This window comes from Amycolatopsis balhimycina FH 1894 (assembly GCF_000384295.1).
In the GTDB taxonomy this organism is placed as follows: Bacteria; Actinomycetota; Actinomycetes; order Mycobacteriales; family Pseudonocardiaceae; genus Amycolatopsis; species Amycolatopsis balhimycina.
The window spans coordinates 6735615-6761946 of sequence record NZ_KB913037.1 but is presented as its reverse complement, the minus strand read 5'-3'; the positions used below and the strand labels follow the sequence as shown (position 1 = coordinate 6761946).

The 26332-nt window shown below is 67.3% G+C and carries 23 protein-coding genes, 1 tRNA gene and 1 pseudogene; 13 read left to right on the top strand and 12 right to left on the bottom strand.

The window, feature by feature from the left end; genetic code table 11:
- Window positions 1-85: 85 nt before the first annotated feature.
- Genes A3CE_RS0131000 through A3CE_RS0130980 form a run of 5 tightly spaced genes read right to left on the bottom strand, consistent with a single transcriptional unit; the run spans window position 86 to window position 6168 of the window.
- Entirely contained in the window at window positions 86-1579 is a 1494-nt protein-coding gene (locus A3CE_RS0131000; protein ID WP_020643991.1) for a carboxylesterase/lipase family protein, read from the bottom strand.
- Window positions 1579-3000 carry an ATP-binding protein gene (locus tag A3CE_RS0130995; RefSeq protein WP_020643990.1) on the bottom strand — a complete coding sequence of 474 codons (1422 nt, stop codon included), beginning with the start codon at window positions 2998-3000 and terminating at the stop codon, window positions 1579-1581. The genes A3CE_RS0131000 and A3CE_RS0130995 overlap by 1 nt, the downstream gene beginning before the upstream one ends.
- Window positions 2997-4649, bottom strand: coding sequence for a response regulator (locus A3CE_RS0130990; protein ID WP_020643989.1), 1653 nt, complete (start codon window positions 4647-4649; stop codon window positions 2997-2999). The genes A3CE_RS0130995 and A3CE_RS0130990 overlap by 4 nt, the downstream gene beginning before the upstream one ends.
- 9 nt (window positions 4650-4658) lie before the next feature.
- Window positions 4659-5585: a ribonuclease Z gene (locus A3CE_RS0130985; RefSeq protein ID WP_020643988.1), complete on the bottom strand. Its 927-nt coding sequence runs from the start codon at window positions 5583-5585 to the stop codon at window positions 4659-4661.
- Window positions 5586-5598: 13 nt separating this feature from the next.
- Window positions 5599-6168, bottom strand: a complete 570-nt coding sequence (locus tag A3CE_RS0130980; protein ID WP_020643987.1) for an HdeD family acid-resistance protein — start codon at window positions 6166-6168, stop codon at window positions 5599-5601.
- Between the two features lie 688 nt (window positions 6169-6856).
- On the opposite strand from A3CE_RS0130980, the gene A3CE_RS0130975 reads away from it, so the two are divergent.
- A tRNA-Ala gene (locus tag A3CE_RS0130975) sits at window positions 6857-6929 on the top strand.
- A gap of 532 nt (window positions 6930-7461) precedes the next feature.
- Here the strand turns inward: A3CE_RS0130975 and A3CE_RS0130970 are convergent.
- Window positions 7462-8139: a TetR/AcrR family transcriptional regulator gene (locus A3CE_RS0130970; protein ID WP_084641851.1), complete on the bottom strand. Its 678-nt coding sequence runs from the start codon at window positions 8137-8139 to the stop codon at window positions 7462-7464.
- 98 nt (window positions 8140-8237) lie between these two features.
- Here A3CE_RS0130970 and A3CE_RS58090 point away from each other — a divergent pair, with 98 nt between their 5' ends.
- The 7 genes and pseudogenes from A3CE_RS58090 to A3CE_RS58840 all read left to right on the top strand — a co-directional run.
- The gene (locus tag A3CE_RS58090; RefSeq protein WP_020643985.1) at window positions 8238-8528 is read left to right on the top strand and encodes a cupin domain-containing protein; all 291 of its coding nucleotides are present in this window, start codon (window positions 8238-8240) and stop codon (window positions 8526-8528) included.
- A gap of 2 nt (window positions 8529-8530) precedes the next feature.
- Complete coding sequence (locus tag A3CE_RS58085; protein WP_211231862.1) at window positions 8531-8770, top strand: cupin domain-containing protein; 240 nt, start codon at window positions 8531-8533, stop codon at window positions 8768-8770.
- Window positions 8771-8793: 23 nt separating this feature from the next.
- Complete coding sequence (locus A3CE_RS0130960) at window positions 8794-9672, top strand: alpha/beta fold hydrolase (RefSeq protein ID WP_020643984.1); 879 nt, start codon at window positions 8794-8796, stop codon at window positions 9670-9672.
- 152 nt (window positions 9673-9824) lie between these two features.
- Entirely contained in the window at window positions 9825-11471 is a 1647-nt protein-coding gene (locus A3CE_RS0130955) for a CocE/NonD family hydrolase (RefSeq protein WP_020643983.1), read from the top strand.
- A gap of 47 nt (window positions 11472-11518) precedes the next feature.
- The gene (locus A3CE_RS0130950; protein WP_020643982.1) at window positions 11519-12103 is read left to right on the top strand and encodes an isochorismatase family protein; all 585 of its coding nucleotides are present in this window, start codon (window positions 11519-11521) and stop codon (window positions 12101-12103) included.
- Window positions 12104-12151: 48 nt separating this feature from the next.
- Window positions 12152-13036 carry an NmrA/HSCARG family protein gene (locus A3CE_RS0130945; protein ID WP_026469041.1) on the top strand — a complete coding sequence of 295 codons (885 nt, stop codon included), beginning with the start codon at window positions 12152-12154 and terminating at the stop codon, window positions 13034-13036.
- Between the two features lie 417 nt (window positions 13037-13453).
- Window positions 13454-13647 (top strand): annotated as a pseudogene (locus tag A3CE_RS58840) (LuxR C-terminal-related transcriptional regulator); the annotation flags it as partial.
- A 76-nt stretch (window positions 13648-13723) separates the two neighbouring features.
- Here the strand turns inward: A3CE_RS58840 and A3CE_RS0130940 are convergent.
- A complete protein-coding gene (locus A3CE_RS0130940) occupies window positions 13724-14728 on the bottom strand; it encodes an alpha/beta hydrolase (protein ID WP_260473822.1) in 1005 nt (334 codons plus the stop codon).
- A 386-nt stretch (window positions 14729-15114) separates the two neighbouring features.
- On the opposite strand from A3CE_RS0130940, the gene A3CE_RS0130935 reads away from it, so the two are divergent.
- Together A3CE_RS0130935 and A3CE_RS0130930 are read left to right on the top strand one after the other, a co-directional pair.
- Window positions 15115-15687 carry a TetR/AcrR family transcriptional regulator gene (locus A3CE_RS0130935; RefSeq protein WP_020643979.1) on the top strand — a complete coding sequence of 191 codons (573 nt, stop codon included), beginning with the start codon at window positions 15115-15117 and terminating at the stop codon, window positions 15685-15687.
- A 99-nt stretch (window positions 15688-15786) separates the two neighbouring features.
- Entirely contained in the window at window positions 15787-16563 is a 777-nt protein-coding gene (locus A3CE_RS0130930; protein WP_020643978.1) for an SDR family NAD(P)-dependent oxidoreductase, read from the top strand.
- A gap of 184 nt (window positions 16564-16747) precedes the next feature.
- Here A3CE_RS0130930 and A3CE_RS0130925 read toward each other — a convergent pair whose 3' ends face one another.
- Window positions 16748-17494: a GNAT family N-acetyltransferase gene (locus A3CE_RS0130925; protein ID WP_245589615.1), complete on the bottom strand. Its 747-nt coding sequence runs from the start codon at window positions 17492-17494 to the stop codon at window positions 16748-16750.
- Window positions 17495-17830: 336 nt separating this feature from the next.
- Between A3CE_RS0130925 and A3CE_RS55475 the strand changes: the two genes are divergently transcribed.
- Together A3CE_RS55475 and tnpC are read left to right on the top strand one after the other, a co-directional pair.
- Window positions 17831-18106 carry a DUF6624 domain-containing protein gene (locus tag A3CE_RS55475; RefSeq protein WP_020643976.1) on the top strand — a complete coding sequence of 92 codons (276 nt, stop codon included), beginning with the start codon at window positions 17831-17833 and terminating at the stop codon, window positions 18104-18106.
- 1052 nt (window positions 18107-19158) lie between these two features.
- Window positions 19159-20592 (top strand): IS66 family transposase, encoded by a 1434-nt coding sequence (gene tnpC, locus A3CE_RS51900; protein ID WP_026468424.1) that lies wholly within the window; start codon window positions 19159-19161, stop codon window positions 20590-20592.
- Between the two features lie 1004 nt (window positions 20593-21596).
- On the opposite strand, the gene A3CE_RS51895 is transcribed toward tnpC, so the two are convergent.
- Window positions 21597-23141, bottom strand: a complete 1545-nt coding sequence (locus A3CE_RS51895; RefSeq protein WP_043791163.1) for an alpha/beta hydrolase — start codon at window positions 23139-23141, stop codon at window positions 21597-21599.
- Between the two features lie 198 nt (window positions 23142-23339).
- On the bottom strand, window positions 23340-23741 hold the full coding sequence (locus tag A3CE_RS59945; RefSeq protein WP_084642144.1) for a helix-turn-helix domain-containing protein: 402 nt from the start codon (window positions 23739-23741) through the stop codon (window positions 23340-23342).
- 91 nt (window positions 23742-23832) lie between these two features.
- Between A3CE_RS59945 and A3CE_RS51890 the strand changes: the two genes are divergently transcribed.
- Window positions 23833-24129, top strand: coding sequence for a hypothetical protein (locus A3CE_RS51890; protein WP_020643971.1), 297 nt, complete (start codon window positions 23833-23835; stop codon window positions 24127-24129).
- Between the two features lie 94 nt (window positions 24130-24223).
- On the opposite strand, the gene A3CE_RS0130885 is transcribed toward A3CE_RS51890, so the two are convergent.
- Both A3CE_RS0130885 and A3CE_RS0130880 read right to left on the bottom strand, forming a co-directional pair.
- Window positions 24224-25402: a CU044_5270 family protein gene (locus tag A3CE_RS0130885; RefSeq protein WP_020643970.1), complete on the bottom strand. Its 1179-nt coding sequence runs from the start codon at window positions 25400-25402 to the stop codon at window positions 24224-24226.
- Window positions 25395-26003 carry an RNA polymerase sigma factor gene (locus A3CE_RS0130880; protein WP_020643969.1) on the bottom strand — a complete coding sequence of 203 codons (609 nt, stop codon included), beginning with the start codon at window positions 26001-26003 and terminating at the stop codon, window positions 25395-25397. The genes A3CE_RS0130885 and A3CE_RS0130880 overlap by 8 nt, the downstream gene beginning before the upstream one ends.
- Window positions 26004-26332 lie beyond the last annotated feature (329 nt).

The following is a 26332-nucleotide window of genomic DNA, read 5'->3' as shown; positions in this document are numbered from 1 at the left end:
CTCCCCTCGACGGCCCTTGTGGACCTTCGCCCATTTGACGCGGGAGCGAGCCGGTTCGAAGTGAACAGCAGGTGAATGAACGGTCTCAGGTCACCGGGAACCAGGTCCCGGACGCCCATTCCGTGTCGCCCCAGGCCTTTCGCTCGTCCGCCCGTGGGTCGAGCACCAGATCCGTGTCTTCCCGGAAAACCAGCACCGGACGCAGTTCCGGGCCGTACGGAGGCCATTCGGGGCCGTCGGCGTCCACGACGCCGTCGCGGATGAACCGCACCCAGCAGCGGTGGATCAGCAAAGCCGCGCGCTCGCGCTTCGGGTTCACGTCGGTCGCCTGTGCGTACAGCGGCAGCGGCGTCTTCCACGCCATCGTGGTCTCGGTGCCGTGGCCGCCGTCGAGCTGCTCGGGCACGCCGGGCGCGGCGATGTCGATGCGGTAGCGGTAGACGGGCGCGTGCGCGGACTGCGCGTCGGCGAGCCGTTGCGTCGGGATGCCGTACCGTTCGTCGCCCATCGCGGCGATCTTCGCGGTCTGCAGGTCGGGAACCCGGCGAAGATACGTCTCGAGAAGCCGCGAAGCGCCTTCTTCGCCGAGGATGCTCGCGAGCACATCGGAAGCGGGAGCCGTCGCGACGTCGTCGCCGAGCATCATCGCGTACGTACTGCCTTCGTTGCTGTTGTTGCCGATCAGCAGCGGGATCCCGGCCGCGCCGCCCCGGCGGATCGGCTCGATTGGCACCTCCGGCAGCACCCGGGGGTGCAACGTCGGCCGCCAAAGCCACAGCGCCTGGAAACCGGTCAGGACGCGTTCCTGCGCCTCGACGAACTCCTTGGCCGGAACCGCCCGCAAAGCACGCATGTCGTGGCAGCCGGCTTCGTCGAGGAGGCGCCGGGCCAGCGCCGTCCCGGCTTCGGGCGTCGCGACGTGGTCGGCACCGCCGCTGCTGCTGATCGCCTGGGCGAACAGCCCGGCGCCCAGCGGGCTGCCCATCAGGTTTCCCACGCTCTTCGCGCCCGCCGAGACGCCGTAGACGGTGATCCGCGCGGGATCCCCGCCGAACGCGGAAACGTTGCGGCGCACCCACTTCAAAGCCTCGACCTGGTCGAGCAGACCGCACACCCCGGCGTCCGCTTCGGACTCGCCGAAGATCCCGGCGAGGTGGAGGAAGCCGAGCGAGCCGAGCCGGTAGTTGATCGTGACGACGACGATCCCGGCGCGCGCGAACTCGTCGCCGTCACCCAGCTGCTCGCCGTGGCCGACACGGTAGCCGCCGCCGTGCAGCCAGAACAACACCGGCCAGCCGCCCTCGGGCACGGGCCCGTCGGGTGCGCAGACGTTGAGGTACAGGCAATCCTCGTCGCACACGGCGGCCGGGTTCATCGGGTCCGGCGACTGCGTCGCGTGCGGGCCGTACTCGGTCACGACGTGCACCCCGCCCGACGGCGACGGCGGCCGCGGCGCCTTCCACCGCAGCTCGCCGACCGGCGGGCGGGCGTACGGGATCCCGCGCCAGACGCGGACGCCGTCACCCGCCAGCCCCACCAGCGCCCCGAGTTCGGTCGTGACCGTCGGGACGGAACCCATCAGAGCGAGGCCTGCTCGACCGTCGGCAGGCAGACCTCGAAGCGGGTGTTCCCCGGCTCGGACTCGACGCGCAGGTCACCCTGGTGGCGTTCGACGACGATCTTCCACGAGATGTCCAGGCCCAGCCCGGTGCCCTCGCCGACCGGCTTGGTCGTGAAGAACGGCTCGAAGATCCGCGGCTTGATGTCCTCGGGGATGCCGGGGCCGGTGTCGCCGATCTCGACGCGCACCTGATCGTTCTGGCCCCAGGTGCGCAGCGTCAGCGTGCCCTCGCCCTTCATCGCGCCGAGGGCGTTGTCGATGACGTTCGTCCAGACCTGGTTCAGCTCGGCCGGGTAGGCCGGGATCTTCGGCAGGGTGCGGTCGTACTCCTTGACGACGCGGATCCCGGGGCCGATCTTGCCCGCGAGCATGACGAGCGTGGAGTCGAGCCCGTCGTGGACGTCGACCCACTGGTGCGGCGCCCGGTCCATCTGGGAGTACTGCTTGGCCTTGCCGACCAGCGCGGAGATGCGCGTCGTCGAATCCTCGATCTCACCCATCAGCATCTCGGTCTCGAGCGCGTAGGCGAGCCAGCGGACGGCGCCTTCGATGAAGGTGTCGCCGACCTGCTCCAGGACGTTGTCCAGGTCCGACGTGGTGAGCCCGGCGCGGACGTAGATGTCGGCGAGGTCCCAGCCGCCGTCGATGCCGCGGTCGTCGAACCAGTCGCCGATCTCGTCCTCGCGGTCGGCCTGCTGCATCGCGGTCAGCTTCTCCGCCTGCGCGACCTGCTTGACCAGGCGTTCCTGGACGTCGATGAGCTGGTAGAGCAGCTCCGGCTCGATGTCCTTCTTCGCCAGGAAGGCGAGCTTGTGCCGCATCCCGGCGACGCGTTCGCGCAGGGCGGACGTCGCCCGGACGGCGGCCGCGGCCGGGTTGTTCAGCTCGTGCGTCAGGCCCGCCGAGAGTTCGCCGAGGGCGAGCAGGCGGCGGCGCGAGCCGATCACGGTGTCGCTGTTGCGCCAGCCGAGGTACATGCCTTCCAGCAGGTGGGTCGCCATCGGGAACCACTTGCGGAACTCGACGGAGAACTCCTTCGACGGCAGCGTGAGCAGCGTGACGTCGGACAGGGCCCGGACCGTCGTACCGAACCGGTGCTCGCCCTCCTGGTGCACGAAGAACTGCGTCGCGCCGAAGTAGGCGCCGCGCTGGTCGGACCGGTTGGTCTCCACCTCGGTGCCGCTGACCAGGCGCGTCATCCGGATCGCGCCGCCCAGCAGGACGTAGAAGCAGGACGCTTCGCCGCCCTCGCTGATGATCGTCGAGTCGCCTTCGTACTCCTCGAGCACGGCGTTGCCGGCGACCCAGTCGAGCTGTTCTTCGGAAAGGTGTTCGAACAGGAAGAGCCCGCGAAGCTCTTCCCGCGGCAGTGCGCTCATTGTTCCTCCAGGTACCGGTGTACCAGCGTCACGGCCATCGCGCCCTCGCCGACCGCGGACGCCACCCGCTTGACCGACTGGGACCGCACGTCACCGGCCACGAACACGCCGGGGATCGACGACTCGAGGTAGTGCGGATCACGGTCGAGCGGCCACCTGGCCGGCCGCTGCCCGGCCGACAGCAGGTCGGGGCCGGTGCACACGAAGCCGTGCTCGTCGCGGTGGATGTCCTCGCCGAGCCAGTCGGTGCGCGGGGCGGCGCCGATGAAGATGAACAGGTGCCCGCTCTCGACCGTCTCGGTGACGCCGTTCTCGCACAGCGTGATCCGCTCGAGGTGGCCGTCACCGTGGACCTGCTTGACCGTGGTGTGCGTGCGGACGTGGATGTTCTCGATGCCGGCGATCTGCTCGATCAGGTAGTGCGACATCGACGTCTCCAGGGACGCGCCGCGCACCAGGATCGTCACGTCGCTGGCGTGCCGGGAGAAGAACACCGCGGCCTGCCCGGCGGAGTTGGCGCCGCCGACGATGTAGACGTGCTCGCCCTTGCACTCGGGCGCCTCGGTCGCGGCCGAGCCGTAGTAGACGCCGCGGCCGCTCAGCTCCTCGATGCCCTCGGCGTCCAGGGCGCGGTAGTTGACACCGCTGGCGAGGATCACCGAGTGCGCGGCGATCTCGCTGCCGTCGCCGAAGGTGATCACCCGCGACGAGCCGCGGGCCTCGAGGCCGACGACGTCGCGCGCGGTCAGCACCTCGGCGCCGAACTTCTGCGCCTGGCGCCGCGCCCGGTCGGTCAGCTGCGCGCCGGAAACGCCGTCCGGGAAACCGAGGTAGTTCTCGATGCGCGAACTCGTGCCGGCCTGCCCGCCGGTGGCCTTTTTCTCGACGAGCACCGTGCGCAGGCCTTCGGACGCGCCGTACACCGCGGCGCCGAGGCCGGCGGGTCCGCCGCCGATCACGACGAGGTCGTAGAACTCCTGCGCCGGGCGGGTCGACAAGCCGACCGCGTCGGCGATCTCGCCGCCGGTCGGCTGCTTGAGGACGGTCCCGTCCGGGGTGACGACCACCGGGATGTCCTTTTCCGTGGCCTCCGCGGCCTGCAGGATCCGAGCGCCTTCGTCGTCGTCGACGGAGTACCAGCGGTACGGAACCGCGTTGCGGGCGAGGAAGTCGCGCAGGTGGAACGACGGCGAGTTGTACCGGTGGCCGATGAGCTTGACCTCTTCGACCGGCTTGTCGCCGACGGCTTTCCACGTCTCGACCAGCGCGTCGATCACCGGGTAGAGCTTCTCCTCCGGCGGGTCCCACGGCTTGAGCAAATAGTGGTCGACGTCGACGACGTTGATCGCCTGGATCGCGGCGTCGGTGTCGGCGTAGGCGGTCAGCAGGGCGCGGCGGGCGTGCGGGAACAGGTCCATCGCCTTCTCGAGGAAGGCGATCCCGTCCATCTGCGGCATCCGGTAGTCGGCGAGGATCGCCGCGACGGCGTCGCCGCGCAGCTTGATCTCGCGCAGCGCGTCGAGGGCGTCGGCGCCGGAGTCGGCGCGGATGACGCGGTAGTCCTTCCCGTAGCGCCGCCGCAGGTCGCGGGCGACCGAGCGGGACACGGCGGGATCGTCGTCGACGGTCATCAGGATCGGCTGGCTCACGAATGCAGCCTACGGCGCCCGGTGCCCCGCCGGGGAGGAACGCCTTTTCGGCACCTGGACCCGCTCCAGGTCCTCGGCCACCACGATCTCCCCGTCGAATTCGGCTTTCGCCTCCTCCAGGAACCGCGCGGGATCGGGGTAGCGCTGCGAGAAGTGGGTCAGCACGAGCTGCCGGACACCGCTTTCCGCGGCGACACGCGCGGCCTGCCGCGCGGTCAGGTGACCGAAGTCCTCGGCGAGCCGGGTGTCCTCGGCGAGGAACGTCGCCTCGATCACGAGCATGTCGGCGTTTTCGCTGAGGGCGTACACCGCGTCGCACAGCCGGGTGTCCATCACGAACGCGAACCGCTGGCCGCGCCGCAGCTCGCTGACGTCCTCGAGGCTGGTGTCCCCGAGGCGGCCCGCGCGCTGCAACCGGCCGACGTCCGGCCCGGTGATGCCGCGTTCGCGGAGCCGCTCGGGCAGCATGGTCCGGCCGTCCGGCTCGACCAGGCGGTAGCCGAACGCTTCGACCGGGTGACTCAGCCGCCGCGCTTCGAGAGCCACCTTCCCGGTGACGATCGGGCCGTCCTCGGCGATCGGGTGTTCCCGCAGGTCCGCCTGCTCGTAGAACGATGTCGCGTGCCGCATCCGCTCGAAGTAGTGCGCGCCGGACGCCGGGAAGTGGGCGTGGACCGGGTGCGCCACCTTGTCCAGCGACAGCCGCTGGATCACCCCGGGCAGGCCGAGGCTGTGGTCGCCGTGGAAGTGCGTGACGCAGATCCGCGTGATGTCCGTGGCGGCGACGCCGGCCCGCAGCATCTGCCGTTGCGTGCCTTCGCCGGGGTCGAAGAGGATCCCCTCGCCGTCCCAGCGGAGGAGGTAGCCGTTCTGGTTGCGGTGGCGTGTGGGCACCTGGCTCGCGGTGCCCAGCACCACCAGTTCGCGGGTCGACACCCCCGCACGGTACTCACGCGGCGGGCGTGGTGTCCGCCAGTTTGCGGAGCCGGAAGGCCAGCACCAGCAGCACGATCCCGTAGAGCAGCGCGTAGATCCCGACGAGCAGCGCGATGCCGTACGCGCCGGCGATCGGGTTGATCACGATGAGGATGCCCGCGAGCACCGAGATCGCGCCGGCCGCGATGAGGAACGCCTCGCCCTGGATCTGCTTGCGCAGCCGGATCGCCGCGGCGATCTCGGCGATCCCCGTGACGATCGCCCACAGGCCGACCAGCAGGGCCAGCAGGAGCACCGTGATCCCCGGCCAGACCAGCACCAGGACGCCGGCGACGATGCCGAGCGCGCCGAGGATGCCGTAGGCCGCGCGGTGTCCGGCGTCGCCCGGGCGGAAGGCCTGCATCAGGCCGCCGATGCCGTCGACGATCGCGTACACGCCGTACAGGATCGCGAGGACGAGCACGGTGGCGCCGGGCCAGATCAGCGCGAAGAGGCCGAAGAGCACGGCGAACCCGCCGCGGACGGCCACCAGCGGCGCCGCTTTGCGGGGTTCGACGACGGAGAACGCTGCGAAGGAGGTCATGAGTCGCTCCTCGGTGTCGGGACACCCAGTATCGCGGCGGCTACCCCCGGTTGGCTTCCCGAACCCCCCGTTCGGGCGTATCCACAAAGGACCGGCGTGCGCCGTGGCCGCCACCACGGCGCACGCCGGTTGCTCAGGGGTAACTCACCAGGTTGACCGGCTTGGTCCCGGACGGGGTCGTCGCGCCGGCGGTGGTGATCACGTGCGTGATCGTGCCCTGGCCGGCATGGGATCACCACGTTCGGGCCGGAGTCGGGCCCGCTCGTCGTCACGGGCGTCAGCAGGAAGGACTGGGCGGCGGTGCCGTTGCAGGCGTACTGCTGGAGTTGCACGGAATCGGCGGCGGAGGCACCGGGCACTTCCCGCTGTTGCGGCTGGCGAAGTGGTAGCGGCCGTTCCCCTCGTCGACCGCCTGCCATTGTGCGAAACCTCCTCCGCCGCGTCCGCGGCGTTCATCGAGCAGAGGCGTGCCCGGCCTGGGGGTAGACGCGGCGTAACGGGCGGAGACCTCGGTGTCACAACCGCGCAAAATGTAACGGCGGCCACATCACGGGTCAATACACGGCTAAAAATAAGGCATAAACATGCAGGTCACGGACTCTGCGTTGCCGTGGGGACCCCCGCGCGAAGGGGGTCTTGGCGGGGTGTAATGTATGGACACACGAGATGCGGAGTTCCACTTCGCCTCGGGGCTATGGCGCAGCTGGTAGCGCACCTCACTGGCAGTGAGGGGGTCAGGGGTTCGAGTCCCCTTAGCTCCACTCTCTCGCAGAACCCCTTCGATCACGCCGTTCCGGCAGCTCGGAGGGGTTTCTTCGTATCCGGGATCGATCTTGAGTGATCCCGCCAGCGGTGATAGGGGCACCCACATCTGCTCGAACGCGTTTGGCCGGCGGGCCCGTCCGCGGTCGGCTCTTAACTGCCGATGTCAGCTTCGGCCCCTTCGGGTATGGGCTGCGGGTGGCCTTCTGCCAACGGCGCTGTAGATCGGCCAGCAACCGCGTCTCCACCTCCGGCGCCACATGCGAGTAGACCTCCACTACCCGGTTCGGCAGGTGATGCCCCAGCCGGCGGGCCTGTGCGATCTCCGGCGCTCCCCGGCGATCAGCCACGTCTTGTGACTGTGCCGCAAGCCGTGGAATGTCAACCCGGGCTGGACCGCATACAGCCGCACCCCCGCCTTACCGCCACCGCCGTCGATCGCCGGGCGCAGCACCCGCCGGTCCCTCGACCATCGCCCGCGCATCCGAGAACGCCAAACTTATGGCTGACGATCCCACCCCCGTCGTTGCTTTACGATCGGTCGCACCGGACGCCGCCCATCACGTTGCGGACCAAGTCACGGGCAAAGTCGTCGGTGAGCAAGTCGGCCCGGGCCATCAACCGGTACAGGCATGCGCCCCACAGTTGTTCCATCAATGTGTCGAGGTTGACGTCGGCGCGAACCTGACCTCGGCGCTGAGCCGTCTGCAGTGCGGCGCGGCCCACAGCGCGGCGCGGGTCGGCATAGACCCGACGGAACGCTTTGACCAGCTCAGGGTCTGTCTGCGCCTCGCCGATCAACTCGGCGACTACTCTCCCGGCGGGGGTGTCACGAAGCAAGCGCACATAGGTCAAAAGCTGTGTCGTGAGGTCGGCCTCGATGTCGCCGGTGTCCGGAACGGCGAGCATGTCGTCGACCTTCGACGCGTAGCCCTCCAAGGCGAGCGCTCCTTTGGACGGCCACCACTTGTAGATGGTCATTTTGCTGGTTCCGGCTATCGCGGCGACCCGCTCGATGGTGAAGGCGGCCATGCCCTCGGCGAGCAGCAGGCGTCCGGCCGCGTCGAGGATGTCTGTGCGTACCTGCTGCGCTGGGCGGCGTCCACGGCCCCGCCGCACTGCGTCCGGCAGCGTGGGACCTGGGCCGGCAGGCGTTGCGCCGGGACGGCGAGGGTTATCCGTATCCCTGCCGAGGTCGCCGCTTGACATGAGATCATTATCGCACGTACTTTTATGGACGCCGCGTCCACATCTTGTGGTCACATAGATGCAGCACCAGAATTTGATCATGGAACTGGAGTAGATCTATGAGTGACGATTGGGGTCCTCCGGTCGCACCCGACGACCCGAGCCGGCGGCTGACGATCGTTCACCCGGACGATCCCGGCCTGGAGCATCTGGGTGTCGTCGACGGCAACTACACCGTGCTGGTGACCGCGCAGGACACCGCAGGCCGGTACGCCCTGATGGACATGCTGATACCGCCCGGCGGCGGGCCGCCACTGCACCGGCACGACTTCGAAGAGATGTTCCACGTTCTCGAGGGCGAGGTCGTCTTCACCTTCCGCGGGGAGAATCGGTCGTCAGCGCGGGAATGACGGTGAACATCCCCGCCCGGGCGCCGCACCACTTCACCAACCAGTCGACGCAGGATGCTCGTCTGCTGTGCATGGTCAGCCCTCCCGGCCTCGAGCAGTACTTCGCGGCATTCGGCGACCCGCTACCGAGCCGAACCACCCCGGCACCGACATTCACCCGCGAGGAAGTGCAACGGCGAGTCGCCGAACTGGCGCCGGCAGCACGCCGCCACCGCATCGAGAACCTTCCCCCTGAAGACTGACCCATCCAGGATCGGACACTCTCGTGCAACATCTGCCGGAGCAATTCACGAAACACTCAGTCGTCGTCAACGGCGCCCGCATCGCCGTCGCCGTCGGCGGCACCGGGAAACCTGTGCTGCTCCTGCACGGCTGGCCCCAAACCGCCGACGCGTGGAACAAGGTCATGGGCCCCCTCGCCGCGCGCGGTTGGAAGGTAATCGCTCCCGACTTGCGGGGGACCGGTGACTCCGCACGCGCCACCAGCGGTTACGCCAAAGACGACCAAGCCGAAGACATGAGGCAGTTGCTGGAACGCCTGGACATCTCGACGCCAGTGCGACTCATAGGACACGACATCGGCGGCATGGTGGCCTTCAGTTTTGCCCGGCTGCATCCTGAACGCGTCGCCCGGCTGGTGCTCATCGACTTGGCGATTCCGGGCTACGGCCTGGAACAAGCGATGGACGTCGCCCACGGAGGAAAGTTCCACTTCGGGCTCTTCATGACGCCCGACGTTCCAGAAATGCTTCTCGACGGCCGCGAGCGGAACTTTTTCAAGTGGTGGTTCGATCACCTTTCAAAGGCACCTTCCAACGACGAGAGCGTTGACGCCGCCACCGCGGCATACCGCGGGCGTGCAAGCCTCACCGCCGGCTTCGCGCACTACCGCACTTTACTTGCAGACGGGCAGGCCAACCGCAGCTGGGGAGACGCAGGCGGGATCCTATCGATGCCGGTCCTGGCTGTCGGTGGCGAGCACAATGCCGGCACAAGACTGGCCGACGCGCTGAAACCGGTCGCCATGGACCTCACTCCCATCGTGATCGCCGGCAGCGGTCACTTCGTACCCGAAGAGCAGCCCAAGCGACTCCTGGCGGTCCTCGACTCCTTCCTCGGAGATCCGGAGGTCCCACACGGATGAAGGAGCAGGGGTGAACGACTTCAACAATCAGATGTCAACGAATTTCGCGCCAACAACGGCCATGTAGCGAGACTTTGCCGATTCTTCGCCCGAGCCGCCGCTAAAAGTTCGGGACATTTCGCGGCTTCAACGCGTCACGAAGGGACGGAAAGATGGTCGATGTCACGGTCGAACCGCGCGAGATCGAAATCATCACCCGAAACGGCGATACGGTCCGCGCCGACGTCTACCTACCGGCGGGCGGCACCGCACCTTTTCCCGTCCTGCTGGGTGCCTCTCCTTACCAAAAAGCGTTACGCCATCTTCCCGCCGCTCCGCCGGTTTTCCCCTTTATCGAATACGGTCCGATGCAGCTGTATCTCGATCAGGGTTACGCGTACGTCGCCATGGATGTGCCGGGCACGGGGCGTTCAACCGGAACGTGGGACCCGGTCTCGCGAGCCGAAGGCGAAGCAATCCACGATGTGATCGAGCACATCGCCACTCTCGACTGGGCCGGTCGTATCGGCATGATCGGAATGTCGTATTATTGCTGGAGCCAGTGGAACGCCGCCCGCACCCGCCCACCGCACCTCGCCACGATCGTCGCGTTCGACGGCGCGACTGACATGTACCGCGACTGGATGTATCAGGGCGGAATCCCGATCCAGGGCTTCCTCAACAGCTGGCTCTACGGATCAGTGCTGCTGCAGCACCACGGCAACGGGCTGCCGATCGCCGACAACGGGCGCGGCGACTTCATCAATGACATCTATCAGCACCCGTTCGACGACGAATGGCAGCGCCGACGATCACCGTTCTGGGAACTCGACCAGGTCGATATCCCTGTGTTTTCGATCGGTGCATGGGGTAAGGCCTCGCTACACCTGCGCGGCAACTTCGAGGGCTATCGCCGAGTGCGGGGCCCGAAACGCCTCCTCATCACCGGCGCCCAGACCTTCGCCGAGACTCAGCGCCTGTTCTTCGATGAAGACTTCCACCGCGCCGAACTTCTTCCGTGGTACGACTACCACCTCAAAGGCTCCGACAACACCGTGATGGAAGGTCCGCCCGCCCGGTTCTTTGTGCAGGGCGAGCAGAAAATCGGCCATGCCACCGACTGGCCTCCACCAGAGGCCGCCGTCGCGGAGTTATTTCTGTCCGCCGAACACAGCGGTAGTCAGACATCACTCAACGACGGCCTGCTGACCGACGAACCGCCGTCCAGCGGCGGAGGCGCCACGAGCTGGAGTTATCCTGATCCGGTGTGGATGGCCGGCGTCACCACCTTCGACAGCCAAGGCGTGCCGCATCACACGCGGCGAGTGGTCACCTACACCACCGAACCGTTCCAACATGACCGTGAGTTCACAGGTCAAGGCGTACTTCACCTCTTTGCCTCATCCGACCAGAACGACATGGACGTCATGGTCAAACTGTCGCTGCTGCCCTCGGAGGCAGTGCCGTCACCGGTCGTCCGCGTCAGTCAAGGCTGGCTTCGCGCCTCGCATCGCGCCGAAGACCCAGCTCTCACCACGGAGATGCGGCCATTCCTGCGCCACGACAAGCCGGATCCGATCGATCCTGGCCGCGTCTACGAGCTGCGCATCGAGCTCCTGCCCATGTCTGTACTTGTTCGCGCCGGGGACCGGCTACGCCTTGAAATCTCCAACTGGGAGTCCTCGATCACGGAAGCACCGATGACTCACTGGTACGGCCAAAAGGTTGGCACGGACACCTACCACCACAACGACGTTCACCCGTCCCGCCTGCGTCTGCATGAACGGCAACGCATTGCCACTGTCCAACAGCTTTCATAAGGCAATCCCCGGATCTGGAACCACTCCTCAATCGCATTGGAGCCGTCATGCCCCTGCAATTGTTCACTCCGCAGGACTCCGCGATCCTGTTGATCGACCACCAGGTCGGTACCATGTCGTGGATTCGCTCGGACGCGATCGACAATGTCAAGGCCGCTGCCTTCGCCCTGGCCAAGGCGGCGGTCGCCCTGGACCTGCCACTGATCCTCACGTCATCTCAGGAAGATCACTTCCAAGGCCCGCTGCAGCCCGAGTTCGAGACGATCGCCCCCAAGCAGTACCAAAACCGGATTCGGCGTACCGGCGTGGTCAACGCCTGGGAGGACCCGGCGTTCGCTGCTGCGGTCAAGGACACCGGCCGCCGCAATCTCATCATCGCAGGTGTCACCAACGACGTCTGCACGGTCTACCCGACGCTCTCCGCTCTCGACGAGGGCTATCAGGTCCAGGCCGTTGCCGACGCCGGGGGATCCATCACCAAACTCGCCGACGATGCCGCCTTGCGCCGCATGGAAAAGGCCGGCGCCATCATCACATCCACCACCATGACCCTGACTGAACTCGCCCGCAACTGGGCGTCAGACGCCGGGCAGAAACTCCTTCCGATCCTCGGCGAACTTCTGCCCCACTGATCAGAGGTGCAGCCCACGGCGAAAGCTTTTCTTGAGAAAGAAGGCGCAATGAGCGCACAGCCAACCGGCACGATCGCCGTCTTCGGCGCAACCGGACAACAAGGCGGGGCGGTCGTCGACGCGCTGCTGTCACGAGGGGCATCGGTACGGGCTCTGGTTCGAAGCCCCGAGTCCGATCGGGCGCGTGAGCTGGCCGGCCGAGGTGTCGAGCTCGCACGAATCGACATCGACGATGCCGCGTCGTTGGTTGCAGCGCTGCGCGAGGTCGACGCATTGTTCTTCATGACCACGCCGGCGGGCCGTGCTCTGGCCGACATCGAGGGCGAGACGAGCCAGGGCGTTGCTCTCGTGGACGCGGCGACGGCCGCACGGGTGCCGCACGTGGTCTACAGCTCGGTGGGTGGCGCGGACCGCAACTCGGGAGTTCCGCACTTCGAGTCGAAACGCCGCGTCGAGGAGCACCTCGAGCGGTCCGGGCTGCGGGTGACATACGTACGCCCGGTGGCGTTCATGGAGAACTTTTCGTTGCGGCCTACCGTCGATAACGGAGAGATCGTATTCCGGCTTCCGCTACCTGACCACGTCCCACTGCAGCTCATTGCCGTCCGCGACATCGGCGAGATCGCCGCCGCGCTGTTGTTGGAGCACGCCAAGACGCCCAACGGCGCGATCGAGGTCGCAGGCGACGTACGGACCGGCAGCCAGATGGCGGCCGCGTTCGGCGAGCACGCCGGCCTGCCAGCGCGGTACGAAGCTCTCCCACTGGCCGTGCTCGGCGGCAGCGAGGACGCGCAAGCAATGTTCCGGTGGTTCGCCGAAACATCCGCCTACCAAGCCGACCTCGACGAGGTACGGGCCATCCATCCCGACGCCTGGGACATGCCTACGTGGCTTCGGGCGACCGGCTGGACCCCACGGCCCCCGGAGCGCTAAACCTGCCGGGCGACTCACACCCGTTGGGCATTGACCGGCTCACCGATGCCCACAGGCGCGGCGCTTGGCTGCCGCCGCAGCCCTGTGTGGCGATCTCTCGGTAAAGGTTCTGCCTTGAGGCAGCCTCTGTCGAATCGCCGCACCGGATAGTTCTTGACCCAGCCGACAAAGCTCAGCAGAACTTGTGACCCTAGGTGAGATATGACTGCTCTGGCGAACGGCGGCCCAGCACAGACTCGGGACATGACAGGTGCACTCGAGATTCCGCGGACCCTGGACCGGCTCACCGACGACGGCCGCCTACGCGAGGCATTCGAGGCCTACGGGATGTTCCTGGTCGACTCACTGCACCGGCTCGCCGGCGCCGCCGAGCCGGACACCGCCGGCCGCCGGACCGCCGCCCCGCCGGACAGCATCCTCAGCCGGCTCAGCCCCCGCGAACGCGACGTGCTGGCACTGATGGCTCAGGGTCTGGGCAACTCCGCCATCGCCGCCGAACTGTTCATCAGCGACGGCGGCGTCACAAACACATCCGCAACATCTTCGCCAAGCTCGGTCTGGCACCCGACGACCGGGCCGACCGGCGGGTCACCGCGGTGCTGCGTTACCTCAGGGAGACCGCCCCGGCCGGGGCCTGGACAGATCCGGCTCGGCCCGGGAAACCCCAGGCCGAGCCGGATGATGTTGTCAGGAGCAGGCCACATCGGCGGCCGGCAGCTTGCCGGCGCTGAAGTACGCGTCCAGGGCGCCGATCGCGCACGCGTTCGGCTTCGGGTGGATCAGCACACCGTGGCCGCCCGCGTCGACGGTGACCAGCACCGCGTCCGAGCCCATCGCCCGGCGCATGCCCTGGGCGCCGCGCAGCGGAGTGGACGGGTCGCGGTCGTTCTGCAGGATCAGCACGTTGCGCTTGCCGATCGGCTTCACTTCCGGTGCCCGCTCGACCGGCTGCACCGCCCATGCCGAGCACGGCGCGAAGTTGGCCGGAGCACCGGCGGTCAACGGGTACGCGACCCGGTCGGCCGCGACGTTGCGGGCGTACGTCGTGACGTCCCGCGGCCACGCCTGGTCGCCGCAGCTGAACGCCCAGCCGATCGAGAACAGGTTGTCCTGCGGGACGTTCGCAAGCGAGCCATGTGCGACCAGGTCGTTGGCCATCCCGGCCAGGAACGCACGGTCGGCCGAGGTGGCGCGACCCGCGGCGGCGTCACCGGCCGACTGCCACAGCTGCGCCATCGGCGGCACCGGTGCGCCGGCGGTCGGGAGCAGGGCGGCGTCGTTGTAGGACAGCTGCCAGGTGAACAACCGCAGGAAGTTGCCGTTGATCGGGGCCTTCGTCTCGGCCAGCCGGACCGGATGACGGTCGAGCTTGTCGGCCAGCGCCAGGTAGTTCTTCCGGACCTGCCGCGCGGTCGTGCCGAGATGCACGGTGCCGGCGTTGCCGACGCCGAACTTGGCCAGGTCGGGCCAGCGGTCCTCCATCGCGAAGCTGAACGACCGGAAGTCGTCGTAGCCCTGCTTGTCCGGGTCCACCGAGCTGTCGATCACCATCCGGTCGATGGTCTGCGGGAACAGCGCCCGGTAGATCGAGCCCAGGCGCGTACCCCAGGAGATGCCGTAGTAAGAGACCGTGCGCTCACCGAGCGCCCGTCGCATGCCGTCCATGTCGCGGGCGACGTTCGCGGTGGTGATGTACGGCGACCGCAGCCAGTGCCATGATGCGGCGCGAAGGAGAGGGGGTATGTGATCTCATACCGAAACCCTAGAAACGACGGTGGCCGGGACCGACCCAGCTGGCTGCCCAAATCTTGGGTAGCCAGCTGGATGGACAACCTCGCCCGGCCGGCGGCCGTCGGTCAGAGACTCTGGCCGCCGGAGAGGTCAATGACGCTGCCGGTCGCCCACTGAGCGCCGTCGACTGGTGATCACCACCGTGCCCGTCCGCACCCACCCAACAACCCCGCCACGTCCTACGGACTGGTCACCTCGTAGCGCTTCCCACGGCGGTAGCCGTGGCTCGGATGTTCATCGAGGACACCCCCTTGACCGCCTACCAACTAGAAGGTAGAAATTGTCACGTGACCACGACAGCGGATCGGATCCTGGACAGCGCTCAGACACTGGTGCAGGTTCGGGGGTACAACGGCTTCTCCTACGCCGACATCAGTGCCGAGCTGTCCATCACGAAGCCGAGCATCCACCACCACTTCCCCACCAAAGCCGCACTGGCCGAGGCCCTGATCGCACGCTATCGGGAACGGTTCGCCGTAGCGCGAAAGGACGTCGACGACGACGCGGCAGGCGCACGGCAGCGCCTGGTGGGTTATGCCGGGCTGTACGCCGAGACCTTCGCCCAAGGCGGCCGCATCTGCCTCTGCGGCGTCTTCGCCGTGGACGCGGAGAGCCTGCCCGTTCAGGTACGGCAGGCGACGGACGCGTTCTTCGCCGATCAGCGGCAATGGGTGGCCGGCGTGCTGGCCGAGGCGGGCATGCCCGCCACCCGGACCGGTGCGGCGGCCGAGGCTTACCTGGCGTCCCTGGAGGGAGCACTGCTCCTGGCCCGCGCTCACGGGCAGCCGGACGGCGCCGCTGGACAGGATCGGGATGTGGTCCGGTCGGTGGCGGCGACCTTGGTCGACGCTCTGCTCTGAAAACGCACCACCGAAGGCCGCCGCGCGTGGCACCGCGGCGCCCTTTTGCATGACCAATCAACCTTCCAACTAGTAGGTAGTCAGATGAGGAGAACCACCATGGGACAGGACTTCACTGGTCGCAAGCTCGTCGTAGTCGGCGGTAGCAGCGGCATGGGCCGTCAGATCGCCGAGGACGTCGTCAGCCGCGGCGGCAGCGCGGTCGTCATCGGTTCCCGCCTCGAGCGGGTCGAGAAGACCGTGGCCGACCTGGCTACCCGCGGACAGGCGTGGGGCATCACCGCCGACCTGCGCGATCCCGCCGAGGTGAGGCGGGTGCGCGAGGAACTGGCCGACCAGCACGCTGACACGACGTTGCTGGTCAACGCAGCCGGCGTGTTCAGGCCGCTGCCGTTCCTCGAACACACCCCCGCCGACTACGACGCCTACCTGGACCTGAACAAGGCCACCTTCCTGATCACCCAGACCGTGGCGCAGAACATGGTGAACAGCGGCCACGGTGGCGCCATCGTCAACATCGGCAGCATGTGGGCGAAGCAGGCCATCGCCGCGACCCCGTCCTCGGCGTACTCGATGGCCAAGGCCGGCCTGCACACCCTGACCCAGCACCTCGCCCTGGAGCTGGCCGCCCACAAGATCAGGGTCAACGCCATCTCCCCGGCCGTGGTAGCCACGCCCATCTACGAGGGCTTCATCCCACCGGCCGAGATCGACACCGTCCTGGCGGGATTCAACGACTTCCACCCGATCGGCCGGATCGGCACCACCGAGGACGTCTCCGCCGTGGCCACCTTCCTCCTCTCCGACCAGGCCGGCTGGGTCACCGGCGCGATCTGGGACGTCGACGGCGGCGTCACGGCAGGCCGAAACCAGTAGCCACCGAGGCGCAGCCAGGCCTGTACGGGTTTCACGGTTCGGAGCCCGTGCAGGCCCTCGCCCCCTTGAGTGCCCAGCACCTCACCCACCACAAGCACAACTGCGGATACCACCGGCTCGAGACCAGCCGAACGTCCGCTCATGGCCGCTGGTCGGGCCTACGTCCGGCGAGTCACCGACCGTGCTACAGCCGCCTGGTGGTGACCAAGGAGCTTCCGTGGACCGCGTCCACCTGCTCACGCCCGGCTTTGGTGAACCCGAGCTTCTCCAGCACGCGGCGGGAGGCAGTGTTCCACTCCCACACCGTGGCCCACAAACGTCCGTACCCGGCCGACCTGGCCCACTCCACCACAGCCATCGCAGCCTCCGTCGCGTAGCCACGCCCCCAAGTCCGACGCAGCAGCTCGAATACCAACTCCGGTTCTCCCTCGAATCTCCGCCCGTCATCGATCAGCCCGCAATAGCCGATCACGTCACCGGTGGCCTTCCGCTCGACCGCCAGCAACCCAGCCGACGACCGGCCCGCACGAATCGCCTGCTCGAGCTCCGCAACAGTGGGATGGCCGGCAGCATCGATCCGCCGATGCGGCGGCACTCGCGGATCACGTTCGAACCACAACTCGCGCTGCACAGCCGCCTCGGCCACCCGCCACGGCCGCAGCAGCAGACGATCGGTCTCGAGCACGCCCTCAAGTCCCGCGGTCTCTCCAGCTGCCATGAGAACAATCTCCCACGCACACGTCCGGTCATGTGACGTCGTCAGATAGGCCTTCGCCTCCGATTCGGTGAACACATCGGCTTGATGTATCCGGCGGCGATGACCACGCAACGCCGCATCTTGACGTCGAGTGGTCACCAGCGTCCTGCCAAATGCTGTGACGGGTCGCCACAATCCAGTCAGGTCGCCCGGACTTCGCAGGTCGTCCAGCACGACCAGCCAGCGCACATCCGTGGCGGCCAGCCACTCCAGAAGGCGTCGCGCACTTGGCATGGCCGCGTTGGACGAGTCGGTCCGGGATCGGCTGGCTGCCGATGGCAGTCTGTTTGAGGTTTACCACCCCGAAATGGAGCAGGTGCACGTCCGTAGCGCCGCACGGTTGACCGAGATCCTGGACGCCGGTGGCCGGCCCGGCCGTGATCGTGTCGGCAAGGCTGGAGCGGACGCCGCCTGGTTGATTGTGCAGCACGCGATCAGTGATCCTGCCCTGCAGCGGCGTGCCCTTGAACTGCTCAGGGCGGCAGGCGATGTGGACCTGTCCAGGTGGCCATGCTTGACGACCGAATCCGTAGCTTCGAGGGCCAGCCTCAGCTGTACGGGACACAGTTCGACTGGGACGAGAACGGCGAACTCAACCCCAAGCCGATGGACGATCCCGAGCTGGTCGACCGGCGGCGGGCCGAACTGGGACTGCCGCTGATGGCGGACGCCATCGCTCGAATGCGCGCGTCGCTCGACGAACCGGCACCGTCCGATCTTGCGCAACGCCGGGCAGAGCAAGGCGCATGGGCTCGCCGCGTCGGCTGGCGTCAGCACCCTTCGTGAGAGTGGGCTGACAGCGCTGGTTGCGTGCGGCCAGGAACACCGTCAACGCCGATTCGGACGGGATCTGCAAGTCACGAAGCAGCCTGGCGAGTCGAGGGCGTAGGCGGTCTCGAGCTCGACCGCTAAAGATCGAATAACCTCACTCCCACCTGGCTCCGGAAGGTAGACCGGCTCTTAACTGCGAAAACGGCCTTAACTAAGTGGTTGCGCGGTGTTCGATCGGTTGGCGCGGCCTCAGACCGTACGCGCAGACGGACCAGAATGGCGTCGCTGCTATCGCACCGTCGCGCACCCTTGTGGCTATTGTGGACAGATCCAGCCGATCATCAATGCGCCATCGACGCCACCCAGGACTTATGCGCGCACTGCTAACACCTCCCGACCGCCACCTGATGGGTGACCGGCTGGTGCGCTGCCACGTCGACTCAGAGGAGTTGGCGGCAGTATTGGCCATGCAACAGGGTAACGCCGTTCGTGGTCGAAAGGGACAGGTTCGAGCACGCGTACGTAACCCGGTCAGAGGTCCGGGTCACCGTGCCCGGACCGCCGGCGGCCGGTCCAGTACACCCACTGCCGAGAACGGGTTGAGCCACCAACATCGGGAAGTACGCCACGCTCACGCAGTCATAGTGCACGCTGTCGGCGTACGCTGGTCCAGCAACTATCACTCCGATCGCCAGCGACACCGCGGCGAGCAACACAGGCGCGCACAGTCGTCTCATGTTCTTCAGTCTGGCGAGCCGACACCTACCTGCCAACCGCCGCCACGGTGACCCGTCGCCCAGGACGGGAGGAACATTCTGAGCAACAGATTCGAAGATCCATGTAGGGCGGTTTTTTCGTTATGCCGGATCTAGAGTTTCGTCAGGAAGAAGTTCAGCTACCGGTCGGTAGTTGGGGCAAAACTGGGGCACCGCGCCGACGGCGGCGAAATGGGGTCACGAAAAGTGCCCCAGTAGCGTCCCCCGAACAGGCGCATCACCAAAGGTTCTCTGAGGGTAACTGGTCAGGTCGTTTCCGGGGTGTGTTTGCCCCCGTGAGATGATCTTGTTGTGCAGGCCGGGGATGGGCGTCCGTCGTATGACGAGCTTGCCGCCCTGGTGGTGCGGCAGGCGGCGGTGATCGAGGAGTTGCGGGTTGAGGTCGCTGCTTTGCGGGCCGAGAACGCTGAACTCCGGCGGCAGTTGGGGCAGAACAGCCGGAACTCGTCGAAGCCACCGTCATCGGATTCGCCGTTTGTGAAGCCGGCGCCGAAGTCGTTGCGGCGCAGGAGCGGCCGCAAGCCGGGCGGGCAGTCCGGGCATCCGGGGTCGACGCTGGCGCAGGTCACCGATCCGCATGAGCGAGTGCGGCATGAGCCCGGTCCTTGTTCCGGTTGTGGTGCGGATCTGGCCTTCGCGGCGGAGGTCGGGGTGGAGCGGCGGCAGGTGTTCGATCTGCCGCCGATCACGGTGCGGGTGACCGAGCACCAGCTCATCGCGCGCCGCTGTGAGTGTGGGACCACCACCTGCGGCGCAGCGCCGGCTGGGGTGACGGCGCCGGTGCAGTACGGGCCGCGGATCACCGCGATCGTCCTCTATCTGTATGTCGGGCAGTTCCTGTCGAAGAAACGCACCGCGACCGCGTTGGCTGAGCTGTTCGGTACCCCGATCTCGCAGGGCACGGTGGCAGCGATGACCGCACGCGCCGCCGACGGGTTGACCGACTTCCTGACCCGTCTGCGTGACCTGATTGCAGCGGCCGCAGTGGCCGGGTTCGACGAGACCGGGCTTCGCGTCGCCGGGACGCTGCACTGGGTGCACTGCGCCCGCACTGAGAAGTACACCCTGATCACGTGTCACCCCAAACGCGGCCGCGCGGGTATCGACGACGCCGGTGTGCTCGGTCGGTTCCGTGGGGTCGCCGTGCACGACGCGTGGGCACCGTATGACACCTACCTCGATGCCGACCATCAACTCTGCTGTGCCCACGCGCTGCGCGAATTGCAGGCCGTGACCGAAACCGTGCCGCCGGAGAGCCCATGGTGCTGGGCAACCCAGGTCGCTGACGCGCTCGTCGCGATGCAACACCTGGTGGCCGAGGCGATCGCCGCCGGTGCCGACGCGGTGGATGCCGACGCGCTGACCATCCAGATCCGCCGCTACCGTTCCGCCGCCCAGGTCGGGATCACCCAGACCGCCGATCGAGTGGATGCGCTGGCGTGCAAGCACAACGCACTCGCCCGCAGACTGATCAACCGGCAAGACGACTACCTCCGCTTCACCACCGACTGGCGGATCCCCGCCGACAACAACGGCTCCGAACGTGACATTCGCATGATCAAGCTGCGGCAGAAGATCTCCGGCTGCCTCCGTACCCTCGCCGGAGCCGGGCAGTTCTGCGCCATACGCAGCTACCTATCCACCGCAGCCAAACACGGCCACCACTTCTTCGACACCCTCGTCACACTCGCCGAGGGAAACCCCTGGCTGCCCGCAATTCCATGACCTGACCAGTTACCTCTGAGGCAGCGCCTTCGCGGCGTCGGCCACATGTCCCGCCACCAACCTGCGCCACCCTCGACGCGGTTGGCCGCGTATCACTGCCGTCCTGTCTCCCCGGACGCGGTCGAACGGAGTTAGCAGCGACCACGACCCGTCGCGCACTCCGAGGACGCCATGCAAACCGATGACCCACTTCGGCAGTCCGACGCCGAACCGCTCGGGCGACCAAGGCAGTCCGAGCCCAACGACTCCCCCGCCGGCACCACAGGCCAGCTCCTCTACACACCGGCCGCTGCAGCCGAGCGGCTGACCATCGGCGAGTCCTGGCTCCGCCGCAAAGCCGGCCAACGCCTCATCCCCTGCACCTTCGTCGGCAAGTACCTTCGCTTCACCGACGAGGACCTCCGCGCGATCGTCGCCGCCGGCAGCCGCGGACCGAACCACCGAGGCCAGGCTCCCAGTCGGCCCGCCCGACGCCGCCGAACCCGTCGCTAGCCCCGATCCGGTCGCACAACGAGGTTCTTCGTCGAATCAGCTTCCTCTCTGTCGCCTATGGAGCGGTCCTGGACACGCACCACCACGCGACCCCCTCACCACACCACAGGGAGGGGATCGGGCGAAGCGGCGACCGAGGGGCCGGTGAACCCGCCACCGGACAGCGGTTCGTAGGGCTCGAACGCGTGGGCGGGATCAGCCCGGGAGGTGGCCTGGCCGGTGCCGGTCGTGGAGAGGGCGATGCCGAGTCCGAACCTCGCTGACAGGCCGATCAACCGGCGGCGGTTCAGTCCGCCCTCCGGCCGAGTTGGCTGTCTCCGGGCACGACGGTTGGAAGGATGCATGAGCGGTCCCCTTCGCAGACGGGTTTGACAACGCTCGAAACCCGGACAGCGGGCAGCAATCCGCTGTCCGGTTCGCTACAGGGTGGTCGGCGGCGCGGCAGCCGGCTGGCCCGCCAACACCACAAAAAGCCCGCGCCCGGATGACGCGGCCCCCCTTGCCTGGCAGCTCTATCGTTGTCTGACCGGCGGTGAATCCGGCAGCGTGGCCGGGCGAGCCGTCCCAGCGTCACCTGTGGTCGGCCATTCGGCGGGACAGTGGGTGCCGGGGGCCGGCGTGTGGAGGGTGAGCAGGTAGGTGTCGACTGCCGCACGCACGCAGGAACTGAGCCGGTAAGTGCCGTGTCCGGTGCCGTCGTAGGCAAGAAGGGTGGACGTCGGCAGTTGAGCGGCGACGGACCGCGCCCACTGGTACGGGGTGGCCACGTCATGGATGCTGTTGGTCATCAGGATCGGAGGTGCCTGAGTGACATGGAGCCGGTGTTGGGGGTTGTTCACCTGACCGCTCCAGCCCAGACATCCGGTGAGCTGGGTGTAGAACGGGCTGAGACGCGTGTGCGGGGCGACGACCTCTGACCGTTTCCGGTACGCCGACAGGGCGGCAAAGCTGTCGACCTCGTTCCATTTCCAGTCACCGCACCAGATAGGCAGTTCACTGCGGGCTCCCGGATCCTGCGACTGGGCGCGAAGCGACCCGGGAGTGCCGTCGGCGAGCGACTTGAGCCAGTCCGCCAGCTCGGGCCACCCAGCCGGGTCGTACATGAAGGGGTACAGGACCTCCTCACGGAGCTGGGCGACCGACAGGGCGTAGCTGCTGCCGGGACGGGTCAGCTTCCCCGCAGTCGCCTTGGCGTAGAGATCGTCCCAGAGGGCCAGCACGTCGCGGTTGTGCAGCGAGCAGGCAGGGGTGCGCCGGCACCAGGCCGCGAAGTCGGTGAAGGAGTCCTCGAACGCCTGGTTCTGGGGGACGAGGAAACCCATGGTGTCCACACTGTGGTCCAGATTGGAATCCAAGGCCAACGCGCGCAGGTGCTCACCGAACAGTTCGGCGTACTGCTGGCCGATCTGGGTGCCGTAGGACTTGCCGTAGTAGCTGATCTTGTCCTCGCCCAGTGCGTGCCGCAGAGCGTCCACGTCCCGTACCACACTGGTCGTGTCAGCGTGATCGGCCAAGGGTCCGCTGTACTGCACACAACTGCGGCCCAAGCGGTCGTTGTGATCGAGCATGCCGCGGTAGTCCGGCTCGGTTTCCGGATAGAAATTGACCCAGTCGTTCAGCACGGCATCGTCGCAGGTGAGCTGGGCACTGCGTGCCACGCCACGCGGATCGAACCCGACGACGTCGAAGTTGTCCGTGAGGGACTGCGACATGACGTGGTTTTCGATGATGTCGGTCGCGAAGTCGACCCCGGAACCACCCGGCCCACCGGGGTTGACGATGAGCACGCCCTTGCGCTGCTGGGGTTTGGCGGCTTTCCCCCGAACGACGGAGATCGGTGTCGTCGGCCCGGCGGGTACGCTCCAGTCGATCGGCATCGGCACGGTCGCGCAGTCCAGCGCCGGGTGTGCGTCGCATGCCTGCCAGTGAATGGACGAAGCCGGACGGGCCACCCCCGTAGGCGTGGCCCCAGGTGTCACCGCTACAGCTGGATTGGCCACGCCGACGAGGGCTATCACTGCTCCCACCGTCACCGTCATGCCGTTCAGTCGCCCCATGTTAATCCCTTCTGCCATTACATTGCCATTCATCGGGATGACGCCTGATCGTCTTGGATGGTTGCGCGACTGCCCGGAATGACGGCGCGAATTGCGCTTTTGGCCAAACTCGATCCACCCATGAATCGGCCGTTTCGACCGACTGGAAGCGCTAACTGCAAAGCCTTGCGCGCGCCTCGCCGGTGATCGAGGGTGAATTCACGTCGACCACTTATCCTGCTTGTTCGGGCAGGCGCCGGAGGAGCGCCCACCACGACGGCGGCCCTCCTTGGCCACGGCCAGGAACAACGCACGCTCCCGCCCGGCAAGCCCCAGCGCGTCCGCCAGCACCTCTGCAGAACGCTGCTGAGCCGCCTGCGCGCGACCACGCTCCAGCTCCCGCAGCGCGCGCACGCTGACCCCCGACGCCTCGGCCAGCTGCGCCTGGCTCAGACCCGCCGCACGCCGACAGCTCAACAGGAGCTTCCCGAACGGTGACTGCCGCTCACCCGTTTCGTCCACAACCTCCACCCGACCGGCAGAACTAACCGGCACAGAAGCTGCCCCCACGGAATCTTGCACTTTCCCTCCCCATACGGTCTTCCGGACACATGTCGTCATCCACGGCCCGGCCGGCCGGCCGCTCGCTGCCCGGCCGGCGACGCCGGCCACACATCCGCGTGGAGTCTGCGCAGCCGATCCGCTCGTCCGGGTGGGCCTGCTCGCCGAACTCCGGAAAAGTGTCGGCATCGAACTGGTCGACGAGCAAGCCGAGGCAGACGTCGTGGTGGTAGCCGCCGAACACGGCCTGCGGGACATGCTGACCTCCACCACCCGGCTCGTGCTGGTCGCGGACCAGCCGCGGCAGGCAGAACTGCTGGCCGCGGTCGAACACGGCCTGACCGTGCTCGTACCACTTTCGGAAGCCACCACCGCCTGGCTGCTGCAGGCGCCACTGGGGTGGTGGGTGTGCGCCATCCGGGACTCGAATCCCAAACCCGCTGGTTAAGTGGGCCTTTTTGGCTGGTCGGCGCGGCTTTGGTGGGCCCGGCGCCCGCCCAGGAGCGAGTGCCGGGTCCACTCTGGTCGGCCTTGTGGGCCGGTCAGTTTCCCGCTGGAACGGTCCCCGCCTGGTCGGTGATGGCGGTGCGGACCGAACTGTAGGCGGCCACGGTGTTGGCTTTGATGCCTTCGATCCCCCCTTCGCCTCCTGGCATGAGCAGGGTCGTCCGTTCCCCGATGAACTCGCCGGTGTCGCAATCGACGATGATCTCGTAGAGATAGCCACCGTCCGGGGGTGTGACACCCAGGGCGACGCCCTTGCGGCCGTCCAGATTCGCCACCTGTGCGGTGATCTTCAGCCCGGGGATCTTGGCCACCGCGCGGTACACCGCTTCCTTGAGATCGGCGGGTACGACACCGGTCTTCAGCAGATCGGCCGCGAGTGTCAGCACACCTCCGCCGCGGGGCTTGTTCACCAGATAGGGATCTTTGAGCATGAGGTCGTAGAGCTGTTGCGGGTCGCGGGGCAAGTCGGCCAGCTGCTGCTTGGTGGGTGCGCCCCATTTGCCGGCGCCCCGACCGGCGAAGATCAACGCTTTCTCGGGGAACTGGCCACCCCGCGCGCGCCACTCACCGGACTGACGGATTTCGTTCACGTTCTGGCCCTCGGTGGTGGTGGCGGTTTGCTCGTTGCCCAGCAGCCACTGCTTGTTCCCCGTCTGCCCGATCTTGAGCAGCCATTCACTGTCGAAGTCGCTCGGCTGCCAGGTCTGCTTCAACTCTTCGGCGAGGAAAGCGAACTGGCGCTCCTTGCTGGCGACCATGTACCAGCCGCGGGTCTCGGTGTACCGGAATTTCCCTGCGGGAATGGGCGCCTCGCCCGTGACATGGATCATGTCGGCCGCTTTGTCCAGGGCCTGCTGCACCGACGCGAATTTCACCGCCGGCACCGACGACGTCGACTGGGCCGAGGGGGCACCGTGGTCTCCGCCGGTGCTCGCCACGGTGGCGCCGACGGCAACGACCACTACCGCGGCGGCCGCCGCGCTGAGCCACCAGCGCCGTCCGGCGGGGAGCCCTGGCTTTCGTGCCGGCTCGGTCACTGGGTCGGTGTCGGTCACCAGGGTGTCCCTTCCTTCGAGTGAGCGTACTGCGTTCAACAGTGTGTTTCGTGCCTCGGCCAGGGGCTGCCGGTTGGCGAGTTCGCCGGGGCGCATCAAGATCAGCCCTTCGTCCAGCTCTTCGTCGGTCCACAAGCGGTGGACGTTGTCCTCAGTCATCGGCCTGTACTCCTTCCTCATCGCGCGCGGAGCTGGGTGCCGCGGAAGCCCTCAGCAAGCGCCGGGTCCGGTGCAGGCGGGAGCGCACAGTGCCGGCGGGAACACCGAGCGTCTCGCCGATCTCGGTCGGCGTCAGTTCCGCCCAACTGGTCAGCAGCAGCACGTCCAGATCGTTCGGCGAGAGTTCCGCCAACGCCCTAGCCAGGTGCTGCACCCGGGTCTGCGCGTCGATCCGTTCGGCCACCCGATCGGCATGCCCGTGCACAACCCGTCTGCTGTGCTCGTGCGCGGCCAGGTGCAACTGCTTGCGTTGGGCAGCGACCTCGTTGCGGACCTCCGTACGCAGTAGGTTTGTCGCGATACCGAACAGCCAGGACCGGGCGCTTCCTCGCTCGGCGTCGTAGCGGTCGCGCTGCTGCAACGCGGTCAGGAACGTCTCGCTGAGCAGGTCACCGGCGATGTCGGCACCGATCCTCCCGACCAGATAGCGGTGCAGGACCGCGGCGTGCTCGTCGAACAGACGCCGGAAAGTCTCCTCGAGATCACCGCGACGCAGGTCAGGCCGATCACCACCGCTTGCCGGAGTTGATTGCCGCGTCATAGTCACAACAAGTATTGGGTTTGCGCGGCGGTAGCGTTGCACGCGACCGGGTCTCCGAAGTGGGTCACCCACGTATCCGCCTTCTGGTGGTCGGCGTTCGATCGAGGAGCCATCCGGTCACCGACTCGGGCTGCCGAGAAGATGGGGGTGGCGAGCCAGATCGGACACGGTTCTGGTGCTGGCCGGACGGCGGACGGAGGTGCCGGAAGGGTGCGCGCTCGCGAACCGATCTCGATCACCCAAGCGGAGTACGTCGATCTGCCCACGTGCAAGAAGAACTGCTCCAGCTCGGGCCTCGTCGGCGCCTCGGCGGACGTCCAGTACACCTT